12 protein-coding genes are annotated in these 15,973 nt (G+C 71.9%); 4 read left to right on the top strand and 8 right to left on the bottom strand.

Annotation, left to right across the window (positions count from 1 at the left end; genetic code table 11):
- Positions 1 to 112: 112 nt before the first annotated feature.
- Complete coding sequence (locus tag ACFV6D_RS19350; protein WP_380560575.1) at positions 113 to 2,104, top strand: S9 family peptidase; 1,992 nt, start codon at positions 113 to 115, stop codon at positions 2,102 to 2,104.
- A gap of 190 nt (positions 2,105 to 2,294) precedes the next feature.
- Here ACFV6D_RS19350 and ACFV6D_RS19345 read toward each other — a convergent pair whose 3' ends face one another.
- From ACFV6D_RS19345 to ACFV6D_RS19315, 7 genes are all read right to left on the bottom strand, one after another.
- Positions 2,295 to 4,541, bottom strand: coding sequence for a hypothetical protein (locus tag ACFV6D_RS19345; RefSeq protein ID WP_380560574.1), 2,247 nt, complete (start codon positions 4,539 to 4,541; stop codon positions 2,295 to 2,297).
- A 123-nt stretch (positions 4,542 to 4,664) separates the two neighbouring features.
- Entirely contained in the window at positions 4,665 to 5,624 is a 960-nt protein-coding gene (gene pip / locus ACFV6D_RS19340; RefSeq protein ID WP_380560573.1) for a prolyl aminopeptidase, read from the bottom strand.
- Between the two features lie 95 nt (positions 5,625 to 5,719).
- Positions 5,720 to 6,232, bottom strand: a complete 513-nt coding sequence (locus ACFV6D_RS19335; protein ID WP_380426088.1) for a GNAT family N-acetyltransferase — start codon at positions 6,230 to 6,232, stop codon at positions 5,720 to 5,722.
- Positions 6,233 to 6,348: 116 nt separating this feature from the next.
- On the bottom strand, positions 6,349 to 8,163 hold the full coding sequence (locus ACFV6D_RS19330) for an endonuclease/exonuclease/phosphatase family protein (RefSeq protein WP_380560596.1): 1,815 nt from the start codon (positions 8,161 to 8,163) through the stop codon (positions 6,349 to 6,351).
- A 420-nt stretch (positions 8,164 to 8,583) separates the two neighbouring features.
- The gene (locus tag ACFV6D_RS19325; RefSeq protein ID WP_380560572.1) at positions 8,584 to 9,513 is read right to left on the bottom strand and encodes a Gfo/Idh/MocA family protein; all 930 of its coding nucleotides are present in this window, start codon (positions 9,511 to 9,513) and stop codon (positions 8,584 to 8,586) included.
- A 112-nt stretch (positions 9,514 to 9,625) separates the two neighbouring features.
- Complete coding sequence (locus ACFV6D_RS19320; protein ID WP_380344036.1) at positions 9,626 to 10,228, bottom strand: response regulator; 603 nt, start codon at positions 10,226 to 10,228, stop codon at positions 9,626 to 9,628.
- The gene (locus tag ACFV6D_RS19315; RefSeq protein ID WP_380494017.1) at positions 10,203 to 11,423 is read right to left on the bottom strand and encodes a sensor histidine kinase; all 1,221 of its coding nucleotides are present in this window, start codon (positions 11,421 to 11,423) and stop codon (positions 10,203 to 10,205) included. Before ACFV6D_RS19315 ends, ACFV6D_RS19320 begins: the two co-directional genes overlap by 26 nt.
- A gap of 369 nt (positions 11,424 to 11,792) precedes the next feature.
- Between ACFV6D_RS19315 and ACFV6D_RS19310 the strand changes: the two genes are divergently transcribed.
- Entirely contained in the window at positions 11,793 to 12,431 is a 639-nt protein-coding gene (locus tag ACFV6D_RS19310; RefSeq protein ID WP_380560571.1) for a hypothetical protein, read from the top strand.
- A 32-nt stretch (positions 12,432 to 12,463) separates the two neighbouring features.
- Positions 12,464 to 13,081, top strand: a complete 618-nt coding sequence (locus ACFV6D_RS19305) for an RICIN domain-containing protein (RefSeq protein ID WP_159398325.1) — start codon at positions 12,464 to 12,466, stop codon at positions 13,079 to 13,081.
- 226 nt (positions 13,082 to 13,307) lie between these two features.
- Here the strand turns inward: ACFV6D_RS19305 and ACFV6D_RS19300 are convergent, their stop codons facing one another.
- On the bottom strand, positions 13,308 to 13,829 hold the full coding sequence (locus ACFV6D_RS19300) for a hypothetical protein (RefSeq protein WP_380560570.1): 522 nt from the start codon (positions 13,827 to 13,829) through the stop codon (positions 13,308 to 13,310).
- A gap of 332 nt (positions 13,830 to 14,161) precedes the next feature.
- On the opposite strand from ACFV6D_RS19300, the gene ACFV6D_RS19295 reads away from it, so the two are divergent.
- On the top strand, positions 14,162 to 15,325 hold the full coding sequence (locus ACFV6D_RS19295) for a hypothetical protein (protein ID WP_380560569.1): 1,164 nt from the start codon (positions 14,162 to 14,164) through the stop codon (positions 15,323 to 15,325).
- Positions 15,326 to 15,973 lie beyond the last annotated feature (648 nt).

The raw sequence follows: 15,973 nt of genomic DNA, 5'->3' as shown, positions 1-15,973 counted from the left end.
CAGTTGCCCTGCCCTACCTTGCCTGGCCTGATTCTCCGAAACCCGACTGACACCGGCCCGTCGGTGCGACACGATGTCCGTCCGTCGTACTGGCGAGTGAAAGGCAGTCCGCATGCCGCAGCCTGCACCGCGACCGACTCCCGAATCGACCGACCTGCTCACCGCCGAACTGGTGGTGGACATGGCCGCCCCCGTGGCCCCGGCCATCTCGCCGGACGGCCGCCTGGTCGCCTACGGCGTGGTCGCGAACAGCGGAAGGGACGGACGGCCGCACAGCTCCGTCTGGGTCGCCGCCGCCGATGGCAGCACGGCCCCGCGCAGGCTGACCGACGGCACGGCCCGCGCCGCCGCCCCGAAGTGGGCGCCGGACTCGGCTTTCCTGTTCTTCACCTCCGACCGCGAGGAGCGGGGCACCGCTCAACTCCAGCGGATCCTTCTGGACGGCAGCGAGGACAGCGCCGAGGCAGAGCCCCTGACCAGGTGGCGCGGAGGCATCGGCGACCACTACCCGCTCGCCGACGGCCGCACCGTCGCGCTGCTCGCCGAGGACGAGCCCACTCCGGAGGACGAACGCCGGGACGCCGAGGGTGACGACGCGCAGGTCTGGGGCCGGCACCTCCCCGCCACCCGGCTGCGCCTGCTCGACCTGGCGACCGGCGCGGTCCGCACCGTGGACGGCCTCGGAGACCGCCATGTCGTGGAGGTGGCCCAGCGCCCGGACGGCGGCCCGCTGGCCGTGCTGAGCTGGGCCACCCCCGAGCTCGACCCCGGCGTCACGACGGCAAGCCTGCACCTGGTCGCCCCGGAGACGGGAGCCGTCCAGGACCTGGGCCCGGTCGGATTCGAGGCGCAGTCCCCGGTCTGGTGGAATGACAACGGTGAATGGCATCTGGCCCACCTGGCGGTGACGCCCGGGCACTTGGTCGGCGCGCTCGCCGTGATCGACACCGTCCCGCCGGCGACCAGCCCGACCGTCGAACAGCGCGATCTCACGCCCGGCATGTCCGTCTGCCCCACCGAGCTGGTGCAGGTCGCCGACGGGCCGCCGCTGGCGCTGTTCGCCGACGGGCTGGACACCGCGCTGTACCGGCTCGATCCGCAGTCGCTGCGGTTCCACCGACTGTCCTGCGCGCCCGGCACGCCAGGAACGCCAGGCACGCCCTGCACGCTCGCCGGGCTCGCTGCGAGCCGCTCCGGAGAGACCCTCGCCGTGCTGCTGAGCACCGCGCGCGAGCCCAGGAACGTCCACGCGGGACCCACGGGCGGGCCACTGCTCCGGCTCAGCGACACCAGTCCCGAACTGCGCGGGATCCGTTGGGGTGTCCAGGAACGGCTCAGCTACCAGGCGTCCGACGGACTCCAGTTGGACGGCCTGCTGATCCTGCCGCCCGGCCGGACTCGGGGCCAGGGCCCGTTCCCGCTCGTCACCATGGTCCACGGCGGCCCCTACTTCCGCCATGCCGACGAGTTCACGCTCACCGCGGTCGACTGCGGGCAGTGGCTGGCGACCGCCGGATACGCGGTCTTCCTGCCCAATCCCCGGGGCGGGTCGGGCCACGGCCATGAATTCGCCGCCGTGGTGGCGGGCGCGGTGGGCGGCGACGAGTGGACCGACATCCTCGCCGGGATCGACCTCCTGGTCGCCGAGGGAGTCGCCGATCCCGAACGCCTGGGCATCTCCGGCTGGAGCCACGGCGGTTTCATGGCGGCCTGGGCCATCGGCCAGACCGAGCGCTTCAAGGCCGCCATGATGGGCGCCGGCATCACCGACTGGGGCATGCAGGCCGGAACCGGCGAGTGGGGAGTCATGGACGCGGCGCTCGGCGGCAGCACCGGCTGGAACGGGCCGGGACCGCACCTCCACGACCGGAACAGCCCGATCTCCCACGTGTCCCGGATCCGCACCCCGGTCCTGATCCTGCACGGCGAGCAGGACACCAACGTCCCCCTCGGCCAGGCGATCCACTTCCATCGCGCACTGCGCCACTTCGGCGTCGAGCACGAGTTCGTCGTCTACCCCCGAGAGGGCCACGGGCTGCACGAGCGCGCCCATCAACTCGACGCCCTCCGGCGCATCCGCACCTGGTACGACCGCTGGCTGTAGGACCGTCAGCACGGGGACGAACGCCAGCGGTCGGCGACGAGACGGACTTCGCCGGGCTGGCTGCCGGAAGCGGTTGTGCACGGTCGACCAGACGCCGAACTCACGCGGCATCTCCCGCCACTGCCCCCACGCCCCTCGGGGGACCGTCTCCCAGGTGGCTCGTACTGCGAGCCGCTTGTGCGGGGCCTGGTCAGCGGCGGGCCAACACCGCGACCTCCCAGCCGAAGCCCACCACCAACCGGCCATCCGGTACCACGGCCACCGCCCAGACCCGCAGTGGGAACACCAGCTCCGGCCCGACCTGGTCGCCGGTGGTCAGGTCCCAGACCCGCACCGTACAGTCGTCGCCGCCGGTGACCGCCACGGGGCGGCCCTCGACCACCGCCGTCGCCACCGCGTTCACCTCACCGGTGTGGCCGGTGAAGGGTTGGCCGATCCGCTGGACGGTGGTCAGGTCCCAGACCCTCACCGTACAGTCGTCGCCGCCGGTGACCGCCACGGGGCGGCCGTCGACCACCGCCGTCGCCACCGCCAGTACGCAGTCGGTGTGGCCGGTCAGGGGCTCGCCGATCTGCTCGCGCGTGGTCAGGTCCCAGACCAGTACCGTGCCGTCGTCGCCGCCGGTGATCGCCAGGGGGCGGCCCTCGACCACCACCGTCGCCACCGCGTTCACCTCGCCGGTGTGGCCCGTCAGGGGCTCACCGACCTGCTGACCCGAAGGCAGGTCCCAGACCCGTACGTCATCGAAGCCGCCGGTGATCGCTACAGGGCGGCCGTCGACCACCCCCGTCGCCACCGCGTTCACCCCCTCCTCGTGGCCGGTGGGCGGCTCGCTGATCTGCTCGCGCGTGGTCAGGTCCCATACCCGCAGGGTTTCATCGTGGCTGCCGGTGACCGCCACGGGGCGGCCCTCGACCACCGTCGTCGCCACCGCCCACACCCAGCCGTCCCGGTCGGTGAGGTGACGGCCGATATGGCGACCAGCGGTCAGATCCCAGACCCGCACGGTCTGGTCAGAACTGCCGGTGACCGCGACGGGGCGGCCCTCGACCACCGCCGTCGCCACCGTGCCCACCTCGCCGGTGTGGCCGGTGAGCGGCTCACCCACCTGGCCGCCCGAGGTCAGGTCCCACACCCGCACCATCCCGTCCTGACTGCCGGCGATCACGTGGGGACGGCCGTCCAGCACCGCCGTCGCCATCGCCCGTACCTTGTCGGTATGGCCGCGCACCGGCTCGCCGAGCGGCTTGCCCGTGGCCGGATCCCACACCTGGAGCGTCCAGTCCTCGCCTCCGCTGACGATGCAGGGACGGCCTTCGATCGTGGTCGTGACCACCGACAGCACCCATCCGTCGTGACCGGTGAGAGGTCGGCCGAGCTGCCGGCCGGTGGCCAGGTCCCACACCCGCACGGTCTCGTCGTGGCCACCGGTGACCGCCACGGGACGGCCGTCGAGCACCCCCGTCGCCACCGCTCGTACCGCCTCCTCGTGGCCGGTGAGCGGCTCGCCGATCTGCTCGCGGGTGGTCAGGTCCCACACTCGCGCGGTCCCGTCGTGGCTGCCGGTGACCGCGACGGGACGGCCGTCGAGCACCGCCGTCGCCACCGAGTACACAGCAGAGGTGTGGCCGGTGAGCGGCTCGCCGATCTGCTCGCGCGTGGCCAGGTCCCACACCCGCACGTCGCCGCTGCCGGTGACCGCGACGGGGCGGCCGTCGAGCACCGCCGTCGCCACAGCCAACACCCCGGCTGTGTGGCCGGTGAGGGGTTGGCCGATCTGCTCGCGCGTGGTCAGGTCCCACACCCGCACGGTCCGGTCAGCACTGCCGGTGAGCGCCACGGGGCGGCCGTCGAGCACCGCCGTCGCCACCGCGCACACCTCGCCGGTGTGGCCGGTGAGAGGTTTGCCGATCTGCTGGCCGGTGGTCAGGTCCCATACCCGCACGGTCCGATCGGAACTGCCGGTGACCGCCGAGGAACTCCCGGTGACCGCCAAGGAACTGCCGGTGACCGCCACGGGACGGCCGTCGACCACGGCCGTCGCGACCGCCAGCAACGCATCGGTAGTGTGGACGGTCGGAATACGACGCCGGGACCGGTCGAGCTGGCCGCCGGTGGCCCACTCGACGCCCCACGGTGCGGCGGGTTCGTCCTCCACCGGTACTGCGGTGATCAGTGCCGACAGCTCCCGGTCCCCGTAACGGGCCGCGTCCAGCGCCAGCAGCTGTCGGCGCACCCCCGCAGTGACGTCACGATGCAGGTCTGTCGAGGCCCGGTACACCGACGCGGCCAACCGCGCCGCCGGGCCCGACGCCGCGTCCAGCAACGCCAGTACCGATCCCGGGTCCGCGTTCACCAGGAACCCCGGATCGGCCAACCGCTCAACGGCCACGGCGGATTCAGCACGCGGGCGAATGCCCCGCAGATCATCGGACATGACCGGCACACTAGCCGTACCCGGCAACACGGCACCGCAGAAGGTGCGACCGCCAGACCCCCCGCCTGCCAATGGGCAGGGCGACGCCCCCGGCGGGCGTCGCCCTGCCGGGCACCCCGGGGATCAGCGGTTCTTGAACTCCTCGATGGCCTCCCGGACGGTCTCCTTCATCTCCTCGCTGCCGATGTGCCCCGAGTCCTCGGAGATGTGCAGCCTCGCGCCCGGCCACGCCTTCGCCAGCTCCCACGCCGTCTGCACCGGGCCGCCCATGTCGTGCCGGCCGTGCACCAGCACCGCCGGGATCCCGGCCAGTTTGTGGGCGTTGCGCAGCAGTTGGTCCTCCTCCAGCCATGCGCCGTTGCTGAAGAAGTGGGCGCAGATCCGGACGAACGCGATCTGCGCGTCGACCTCCCGGGCGCTGTACATGCCGGGCGAGCCGTTGGGCTCGTTCGAGATGACCGCGTCCTCCCAGGCGAGCCAGTCTGCGGCGGCCTTCTCCCGGACCGCCCGGTCGGGGTTCTCCATCAGCCGCGCGTAGGCGGCGAGCAGGTCGCCGTCCCGCTCGTCCTCGGGCACGCCCTCGCGGAACCGGTCCCACGCCTCGGGGTAGAAGGACCCGGCGCCCCGGTAGAGCCAGTCGGTCTCGGCCCGGCGGGTCGTCGTCACCGCCTGGATGATGATCTCGCTGACCCGCTCGGGGTGCTGCTGCGCGTAGGCCAGCAGGAGGGTCGAACCCCAGGAGGCGCCGTTCAGCAACCACCGCTCGATGCCGAGGTGTTCGCGCAGCCGCTCCATGTCGTCGATCAGGTGCTGCGTGGTGTTCAGGCTCATGTCCGCCGCCGGGTCGCTGGCGTGCGGGGTGCTGCGGCCGCAGTTGCGCTGGTCGTAGCGGATCACGCGGTAGCAGTCCGGGTCCCACGCCCGGGTGGGCCGGTCCGGCGTCCCCGCCCCAGGGCCGCCGTGGACGTACAGGACGGGCTTGCCCTCGGGGTTGCCGAGCTGCTCGTAGTAGACCCGGTTGCCGTCTCCGGTGTCGAGGAAACCGTGGCCGTAGGGACTCGTCGGAGGATAGAGATCAACCATGACCGTCGATCCTAGGGCGCGGGCGCGCTCGGGGCCCGCGCTTTTCCGCCCAACCTGCTTCGTGGGAACGGACGTTCGGCCGACCTCGGGGCGTTTCAGTCCAGCGGGAGGGCCATCTCCAGGATGCGGGCCTGCGGGTCGAGCCCGTACGGGGTCTCTCCGCCGGTGTAGGTGAAGCCCCGGCGCAGGTAGAAGGCGGCGGCGCGGGCGTTCGCCTCGTGCACGCCGAGCAGCATCCGCTTGGCGCCGCCCTCGGTGCGGGCCCAGTCGGTGGCGGCGTCCAACAGGGCGTCCGTCACGCCGCGTTCGCGGCCGCGGTGTTGCGGGGCCACCCAGACGCCGATCAGGACGGCGGTCGCGGCCTGGTCCCGGTCGGGGACGGACAGCATCGTGCCGACCCATTCGCCGTCCGGGTCGACGGCCGCCAGGCCGACGCTGCCCGGCTCGTTCACCCGGGCCACCCGGGCCCGCCAGTCGGCCTCGCCCAGGGCCTGCGCGGCCTCGTGGGTCTCGCCGAACGCCATCGGGAAGTCGAGGAGTTGGGCCAGCCGCACCTTCCGCAGGCGCTGCCAGTCCTCGGCTCCCATCCGCTCGATCCGGTACCGCATGTTCTCCGACCCCCACTGCCGCAGCTGCCTTCGCCGGCGGTGGTCACCTCCGGCGAAGGCAGCATAGCTGCAGGTCAGGGTCCGATGCGGACCGGTCAGGACCTGATGCGGAGCGGTCAGGGCTTGATCCGGACCACCTGCGGGTCGTGGTCGCTGGCCTGCTGGGCGAACTCGGCGTTGATGTGCACCACGTCGTACTTGGCGTAGCCGACCTCGGGGCTGACCAGGATGTGGTCCAGCACCTGCGAGTTGCCCTGGTAGACGTACGAGTACTGCTCGGTCTCCGGCAGTTCGTTCACCAGGTCGCGCAGCACGCCGTCCTTGGTGAGCGCGGCCAGCGCGGGCGAGAACTGGTAGTCGTTGAAGTCGCCGAGCGAGACGACGCGCGCCTCCTTGTCGGCGGCCAGCAGCTTGGCGACGAAGGCCTGCTCGATGGTGGCCTGCTTGACCCGCTGCACCTCGGAGCTGCGGGTGGGGGCCTGGAAGCGGCTGTCGATGCCCTGGTCGCCGCCCTTGCTGTTGAAGTGGTTGGCGATGACGAAGACCTTCTTGCCGCGGAAGGAGAACTGCCCGACCAGCGGCTTGCGGCTGTTGGTCCACGCGTCGTCGGCCGGGGCGATCCGGCCGGGCGAGGCGGTCAGCGCGGTGGTGGCGCCGCTGCCGGCGACGTCCACGGCGCTGGTGGCGGCGCCGCCGGGGATGTCGGTGAAGGAGACCCGCTGCGGGTTGAACAGGAACACCTGCCGGATGTTGCCGCCCGGCTCGCCGCCGTCCTTGCCGTCCTGCGGGTCGATCGAGCGCCAGTCGTACGCCGGGCCGCCGGCCGCCTTGATCGCGGCGATGAACTTGGCGACGGTCTGGCTCGCGTCGACCGTGCCGTCGTTCTTGGCGCCGTTGTTGTCCTGAATCTCCTCCAGGGCGACGATGTCGGGCGAGCGCAGGTTGGTGACGATGCCCTGGGCCAGCTCGGCGAACTTGGCGTCCGGGTTGCCGGGGGCGAGGTTCTCCACGTTGTAGGTGGCGATGGCGAGTTCGCGGTCGGCCGCCTTGGCGGTGACCTCGCGCTGGAGGTGGTTGTCCTGGAGCGTACCCAGGGTGCCGGCGACGAGGGTGTAGCCGCCGAACTGGTTGTAGTCCAGCGGGCCGGTGGTGGTGCCGGTCAGCACGTCGCCCACGTTGGCCACCGGGAACGGCTGCTGCGGGGTGACCGCCGCCTGCTGCTGGACCATCAGGCGGCCCACGTTGGGCTCCGCGTACGACTCGTACAGCACGCCGCCGCGCTTGCTGCGCTGGTCCTGCCGGTCGGCGGCGACCCACAGCTCGTTGTACTTGTCCGTCGCCTGTATCACCCGGACGTCCTTGACCTGGACGAGCATGCCCTCCAGCGACTCGTAGAAGTCCAGGGCGTACTTCTCCGGGTTGAGCGGCAGCGCGTCGATGCTGCCGCCCGCGGGCGCCGGCGGGGCGTAGGTGCCGGGGATGTTGCGGGTGTCCACGACCACCGGGGCCGGCAGCGGGTTGCCGGAGGACAGCACGGTGACGGCGGGGCCGGTGAGCTCGGTGACGGACTGCGAGCCGCCCGCGAAGGCCGGGTAGTACTCGGTGACCTTGCCGCTGACCAGGACCGAGTCGCCGGCCTTCACGGTCGGGTTGCCGCCGGTGTAGACGAAGACGCCCTCGCTGGTGGCCGGGTCGGCGTCGGGGTTCGGGTCCTGCATCCAGAAGCCCTTGGCGCTGCCGTAGGCGCGCACGCCGGTGACGACGCCGGGCACGCCGGTGACGGGCTTCCCGGCCTGCGGGGAGATCCGGGTGGTGCCCTGGATGTCGTGGATGCGCAGCGGTCCGGCCTCGGTCGGCCCGGCCGGGGCGGCGGCGGTGGGCGCGGCGTTCGCGGCGTTCGTGGCGGCGGGCGCGGCGTTCGCGGCCGGCAGCGGGACGAGCACCAGCGAGGCGGCCAGTCCGGCCGGGAGGATCGCGGCGCGCAGCAAGGCCCGGCGGGGGCGGGGAGCGGGGGCGGTGGTCACCGGGGCATGACTCCTAGCTCCGTCGTGCGGCACGGTCGTGGCACGGCGGTCGAGGGTGGAGCGGGGCACAGGGCGTCGTCCACCCGGCGGGTCTGCGGCCGCCGGGCCGTGACGCATGGTCAGGCGGCGTGCCCATGGCACGCGCTACCCGCGTAGATGAAGCGGAAGCCGGTCACCCGCCCCCCGCAGCGACCCCAAGATACGCGCGTAGAAAATGACGCGACAAGACCCCGTCAGTGAACTTCTGGTTCCGCTCCGACGCCCGCCCCGGCCCCTGCTCCTGCCCTCGCCCCTACCCCCGCTCCTTCAGGCCGCCTCGACGCCCCCTCAGCCCGCCTCGATCCGCTCGACGATCAGCTCGCACAGCTCGTGGGTGCGCAGGGCGTCGTGCGCGTCCAGGGTCTTGCCGGCCCGGACGGCGTCCAGGAAGGACTGGACGCACTGCTCGATGCCGCGCTGACGGGCGACGGACACCCAGTCACCACGCCGGCGGACGGTGGGCTGGCCGCGGTGGTCGATCACCTCGGCGAGGTTGTGCACCGCCCGCTTGGAGTCGGCGCCGGAGACCTCCAGGATCTCCTCCGTCGAGCCGGAGAGCCGGTTCATGATGCCGAGTGCCGTGAAGCCGTCCCCACCGAGGGTCAGCACGACGTGCTCGACCAGCCCGTCGCGCACCCGCGAGCGGACGTCGACGTGCTCGATCTCGCCGGGGGCCAGGAAGCGCAGGGTGTCGACGACGTGGATGAAGTCGTCGAACACCAGGGAGCGGGCCGCCTCGGCGAGGCCCTCGCGGTTCTTCTGCAGGACGATCAGGTCGCGGGGGCGCTCCTTGGCCTGGGCGTAGCCGGGCGCGTACCGGCGGTTGAAGCCGACCATCAGCGAGCGGCCCGTCCGGTCGGCGAGGTCGACGAGCCGGCGGGCGCCGTCCACGGTGTAGTCGAGCGGCTTGTCGACGTAGACGTCGACACCGGCCGTCAGCAGCTGCTCCACGATCGGGACGTGCTGACTGGTCGCGGCGTGCACGAACGCCGCCCGGATCCCGCTCCCGATCAACTCCCCGAGATCGGTGAAGCGGTGCTCGGGCGCGATCCGGTGGACGTCGCCGAGGCGATCGAGCTTGGCCCGGTCCCGGGTCATCAACCGCAGGTCGAGGCCCGGCATCGCTCCGAGGACGGGCAGGTACGCCTTCTGGGCGATGTCACCGAGGCCGATGACCCCGACCGGGAGCAGGGTGTCGGGAACAGCGGTCGAACTCATGAGGTCTCCAGTGGTGCGCTCGGTCATCGGCCGTACCCACCCTATTCACCAGCTCCCGTACGCCACCAACCCGTCGCCAGTGGGGCGGGACGCGAGTACACCTCGTTCAGGATCAGATCCACCCTTCTTCCCAGGCACGGCGAGCCGCTTCGTGGCGGGTGCGGACAGCGAGTTTGGTGATGGCACCGGAGAGGTAGTTGCGGACGGTGCCGGGAGCGAGATGGTGCTGTTCGGCGAGGGCGCTGACGGCGTGGCCGTGGTGGACGGCACGCAGGACATCGAGTTCGCGGGGGGTTAGAGGACAGGGGGTTTCGGTGAGGGCGTGGGTGGCGAGCTGGTGGTCGATGTAGCGGCCGCCGGTGTGGATGTCGCGCAGGATGTCGGCCAGTTGGGTGGCGGGAGTGGTTTTGGGGACAAAGCCCTGGATGCCTGCGGCCAGAGCGCGACGCAGGACGCCGGGCCGGGCGTGACGCGTGACGAGGACAGTGGGGATGGGGCGGTGGCGGCGGATCTCCTGGGCGGCGGAGATGCCGTCGAGGTGGGGCATCTCCAGGTCCAACAGGGCGATGTCGATCGGGTGACGGGCGGCGGCCTGGACTGCCGTGAGGCCGTCAGGAGCCTGGGCGGTGACGGTCAGGTCCGGTTCGAGGTCGAGGAGTGCGGCGAGGGCGCCGCGGGTGAGGTCTTCGTCATCGGCGAGCAGGATGCGAATCACGCGGGGTCTCCCGGTGGGTGTGGCCGACCAGTTCGAAGTGGCCGCCGGGGTGGGTGGCGATGCGAATGTAACCGCCGATGGCGTGGAAGCGTTCCTGCAGTCCGGCCAGGCCGCTGCCGGGGTCCGCAGGGTGCGACGGGGCACCGTCGTTGCGCAGCAGGACGCGGGCCTGACCCGCGGCAGCGGTGATGGTGATCTGGCAGTGGCGGGCACGGCTGTGGCGGAGGATGTTGGTGATGCCTTCGCGGACCAAGGCGGCGAAGGCCGGCTGGAGCTGGTGAGGGATGCGTGCGGCGTCTCCGTCGATCGCGGTGCGGATTCCGGCGGCTTCCAGGATTCCCGCGGCGTTGGCCAGTTCGCTACTCAGGCTGGCGCGCCGGTAGCCGTGGACCACGGCCCGGGACTCCTCGAGTGCGGAGCGAGCCAGTTCGGTGATCTCCCGGACGTGCGCGCGCGCCTCGTGGTCACTGCGGCCGATCAATCGCTCGGCCAACTCGCCCTTGAGTGTGATGGCCTGGAGCCGGTGGCCCTGGAGATCGTGCAGATCTGCGGCGAACCGCAGCCTCTCCTCCGCCACGGCCAGGGTGGCCGTGGTCTCGCGGACGTGTTCGGCCTCCAGGACCGCCCGCCACAGCCGGGCCACCATCAACTCCACCCCGGCGATGAACAGCACCATCCCCGCACCGGTCGCCGCCGGCACCCCGGGCAGGTAGGGGTTGTCCTGGCGCCACTGCGCCACTGCCTCACCCAGCACCGCACAGCCCAGCGCGACTGTCGTGAGCAGCCGGCGGCGCGCCCGGGCGGGCAGGGTCAGGGCCATCGCCGCTGCCATGGCCCCCGGCAGCATGGCCCAGTCGAGTGCGGTGTACGGACGGACCGCCATGTCGCCCCACGTCGCGATCGCTGCGGCCAGCAGCAGGAGGCTCCACCGCCCCTCGGCGGTGGCGGAGCCATGGCGGGGGCCCTGGCCGGCGAGGCCACCCGGCACCGCCCGGCGGATGAGCCGAGTGTGCTGGACCGCGACGGCGACGAGCACCGGAGCGACCAGTGCCTGGTGTCCGGGGCCGAGGTTGAAGACGAGGTCGTTCGCGGCCAGCAACAGCCATAGGGGCCCCAGAGCGAGCAACGTCCAGTGGGTGAGACGGCCCAGCCGCCCCGGATCGACCGTACCGGACCCCATAGGTGAGGTGATCATGTCCGGCCACCCTAGAGTCAGCCTCGGCTCGCTGTCTGCGACCGAACCAACCAAAAGATGACAGTTGTCATAGGCGAACCATGACACGGCCCGCCCGACTCATGTCATCAGCCACTACTGGCGACCGGTGCGCCACGACAAGACTCTTCATCACCGGACCACGGAGGTATCACGGTCCGGGCGCCTACCGGCCCCGGCCAGTGCGAACCCACACCACGCGATCTCCGAGGAGCCTCCGGACAAGGGTCCTGCCGCAAGGCCCGAAGCATCCACAAGGACGCATGCGCACCAGCAGTCCGCACGTACCCCTGCACGAGGCGCGCGCACGCACGCCTCGTCCTTGTTTCCGCGCCCGCTGGAGGAGCACAGATGACCACCACCCGCAAGCCGCGCCGGCGCACCCTCGCGGCCTCGGCCACCACCGCCATCGCGGTGGGCCTGTTAAGCCTTGGCGCCGCCCCCGCCGCCCACGCCGACACCCTCCCGACCCTCTGCAACCCCGCTGTGGACCGCGCCACCACGGAACCCTTCAACCTGCAGATCACCCCCATCGTCACCGACTTCCTCATCTACAACGTCGCCCCGGGCACCACCGGACAGCACACCGACACCCTGACCAGGGTCAGCTCGGTGACCACCACCGTCGACAACAAGACCGAGATCACCGCCACCGCGAGCGCGCTGTTCGCCAAGGTCGAGGTCAAGGTCGGCTTCTCGGTCCAGAAGACCACCTCCAGCACCACCAGCCAGACCGTGAGCGACGTCTGGAACCTCAAGGACCCCGGGCGCTACGGCCTCTACCGCGGCACCAGGGTCGTCACCGGCCAGTACGTCACCCGCATCTGCGCCCAGACCGGCCCCACCACCGGCATCTGGGTCACCACCCAGCCCACCCCCGGGACGTTCACCACCTACGAGTCCCCGGAGATCGGCTCGGTCGGCTGCGCCCCCGCCGAACCGGCCGCCACCGTGCGCCGGACCGCCCAACTCCTCATCAGCAACTGCTGACCGTGCCCACCGATCTGACGACGGAGGAACCCGTGACAAACCCGCTGCGCCACGCCACCACCCGCCGGGGCACGGCGCTGCGCGCCCTCGGCGCCGCCGCCCTCGCCTCGCTGGCCGGCCTCACCCTGCTCGCCGGCCCCGCGTCGGCCGCGACCCAGGGGCTGGCGTCGAGCGAGTGGCACGGCTACGTCTGCGACGACGGCTACTACCGGATCAAGACGCCGTTCGGACAACTCGTGGAGAAGAACATGGCCAGCTCCTGGGGGCAGGTCATCCAGAACCCCGACACCGGTGGCTACAACCAGCAGTGGAAGCTGTGCCACTACAACTCCGACAACCAGTCCTTCATCTTCCGCAGCCGGCTGAACGAGGACGACTGCCTGGGCCACTGGAAACGGAACCCGAACGACCCGAACGAGGGGAACAGCGACGGCGCCCCCTTCAACGTGTTCGACTGCTCGGGGTGGATCTACGGCAACCAGATCTTCTCGCTGATCCACCCCTCACCCGGCTCCAGCGAGGTGCTGCTCCGGATCGGGCACAGCGGGAGCTTTGGCACCGTCGCCGACCCGGCCGGCTCCGCAGGTTCGGCCGTGAACCAGTACTCCTACCGGGCGACCCTGTTCACGTTGGAGCACCTCGCCGCGTGACGGCCCCCGCCCCACCCCGGGGCCAAGCTGTGCCTGCGGTCGAGAACCGAGGCGGCGCTCGTCTCCACCCTGCACGCCGAGGAGTTGGCGGGCGGGACGGCCTGGGTGCTGGGCGCCGCCGGCTGAGCCCGCACTCGCACAACGGCGCCGGGACCGTACGGGAGGAGATCCCGTACGGGCCCGGCGCCGTGCCGTCCGCGGGTCGGCGCGCGGCCGGGGCGGCGGCTCAGGGGATGAGGGCGCCGACCCCTTCGACCAGCAGCATCCAGGTGGGCTGCCCGCCGGAGCCGAAGGCGGAGGCGAGGACGTACCCGATCGCGGCGTCGGCGGGGCGGGCGGGGGCGTCGTCCCGCCACTCCACGATGACGATCTGGTCGCCGTCGCAGGAGAAGTCGCCGAGGCGCTTGCCGTCGCGGATGAGCCGGCTGCTGGGGATGGAGTCCGGGACGAGGACGTAGGCGGCGCCGTCGTACGTGGTCTCGACCCGGTAGGACTTCCGGCGGAGCTTGCCCCGGCCCGGCCGCAGCGGCACCGGCGAGCCGTCGACGGTCAGTGTCAGGTGGGCGGTGTCGCGGGTGCCGATGGCGATCTGCGGGTCCGGCTCGCTGCCCGGGTCGCGCTCCAGGACGGCAGTGGGGATCCGCTCCCCGGAGACGGTCACCCGGTCCTGGCCGTCGACGCGGACGGTGATCTCGCCGAACAGGGTGTCCTCGGTGGTGAAGGGGGCGGGCGCCGGAAGGTCGGTCATCTGTGATTCCTTTGGTGGGTCGTAACTCCGGCCTTCCGGAAGAGAATTAGCGGGCCGGGGTGATTCTCTCATTCGGCGGAGAGGGATTCACCCTATGGTGGGTGCCAGTTGACTTCCCGCCGGCTCGCGGTGGAAAGCACGGCGGTCGAGCAGTTCCCGGTGGGCACGACGATCCCGGCAGGCCGGCTCCGCACGCCCCACCAGTCACTGCTGGATCTTCCAACTCTCCTCTACCACTTAATAGTTGTTCCATCCAATAGCAATGGAATCCCCTAGGCTTCGATCCACCCGGTGCCCGGCGCGGCGCACCGGATGACACAGGGGAGGACATGATGAGGACCCCGGCAAGCGCGTTACGGCGCGGATCCCGCTGGACCGTCTCGGCGGCGACGGCGGCGGCCCTGCTGCTCGGTGGGGCGGGTGTCTCGGGGGCCTCGGGGGCGGCCCCCTCCGGCGTTCCCGACGGCCCCGACGGCCCCGTCTCCGGCGTTCCGGGGGCCGTCCGGCTCGCGGAATTCACCTGGGAGAAGGTCACCGAGGCGGTCAGTGCGGACCGCCGCACGGTCTACCTCGTGCTGACGGACGTAGTCGGCGGGCGCCAGGGCGTGTACCTGTCCACCGTCGACACGCAGACCGGCACGGTGAGGGCCCGCCTCCCGCTCGGCGACCCGGCACCCTACGGGCGGCCTGCCCTCAGCCCGGACGGCCACCGGCTGTACGTCGGAGTCGGCTCCGCCGTCTACGTCATCGACACCGCGACCAACACGGTCAAGGCCCGCGTCGCCGCGCCGGCGCAGCAGCTCCCGGCGGGCTGGACCCCGGGCGCGGCGACCAGTCTGGCCACCGACCCGGACGGCGAGACCCTCTACGTCGGCCAGTCCGGGCCCTCGGGCCCCGCCGGGCAGGAGGAGCCGGGCCGGATCCTGGAATTCTCCACCGGCGACCAGGAGTTCATCGACCAGACGGCGGTCACCGCCCACACGGTCAACGATCTCGCCGTCCTGCCCGACGGGAGCTCCCTCTACGCGGGCACGAACCTCGACCTGCTGCGCCTCGACATCAGGACCGGGCTCGGCACCGCCAAGGTCGTCGACCCCGGCGCCAAGGACGAGCTGGCGCTCTCCCCCGACGGCTCCTTCCTGCTCGCGCTCGGGTCGGTCCGCACCTACTCCGTGGGCATCGGGCTCGACACGGGCACGGACAAGGTGCGCTACCTCATGAAGTACGGCTCCGGCTACTTCGAGTACCACCACCCGGCGATGAACACCGACGGCAGCCGCGTCTACCTGCTCGGCGGCCCCTCCTACACCATCCCCGTCCCGCTGTACACGCTCGTGCCGGGCGAGAACCGGTTCGACCAGAGCGTGCGCCTCTCCGTCCCCGAGACGTACATCCACGCCCTCGCCGCCGGGCCGGACGGCCACTCGCTGTACGTCACCGGCTGCGTGTACTCCGACTCGGCGAAGGGCTGCTTCCTGCGAACCCTGCAGATCTGACGCCGCGCCGGTCCGAGCACGCGGGCGGCCCGTACGAGCACCTGCTCGCACGGGCCGCCGCCGTTTCGCGCGGCGGTTGACCTCAACTGGCCCACCACCACCGCCGGTACGACCCAGTCCACCACGGCGGTCAACGGGGTGCTGAGCCGGCTCAACGCCGTCGCCCCCGGCTCGTCGACCAGCTTCACCAGTCCCGGCTGGACCTCGCACTCGCTCGGCGGCGTGCCGCTCGGCGTCGCGACGGACTCCGGCGGACAGCTGAAGAACTACCCGAACCTGTTCGTGGTGGACGGCTCGCTGTCCCCCGGCGGCGGGCTCCAGGCGACCCCGCCGGCCGTCACCATCACCGCGCCGGCCGACCGACCGCCTGATATCCGGCATCGCCGGCTCGGCGATGGTCACCGCCTCCTCCTCGGCCGCCGCGGGCATGGCATCCGCGGCCGCCTCCGACACCTCCCTGCGGTAAGGACGCGTCGTCAAACCCCCACCCGCGTGACGGCATTGGACACGCACCCTGAGACTGGTCCGCAAGGCGCCCGGGGGGCCCGGGGGGGGGGGGGGGGGCGCCGGCGGCCCCCCCCCCCGCCCGGGCGGCGGCCCCCCCCCGCGGCAGGGGGCCGAGGGGTCGGAGAATAACAAACACACACA

The organism is Kitasatospora sp. NPDC059812 (assembly GCF_042732075.1).
In the GTDB taxonomy this organism is placed as follows: Bacteria; Actinomycetota; Actinomycetes; order Streptomycetales; family Streptomycetaceae; genus Kitasatospora.
The sequence above is the reverse complement of the archived record's forward strand: the minus strand, read 5'-3'. Positions and strand labels throughout refer to the sequence as shown.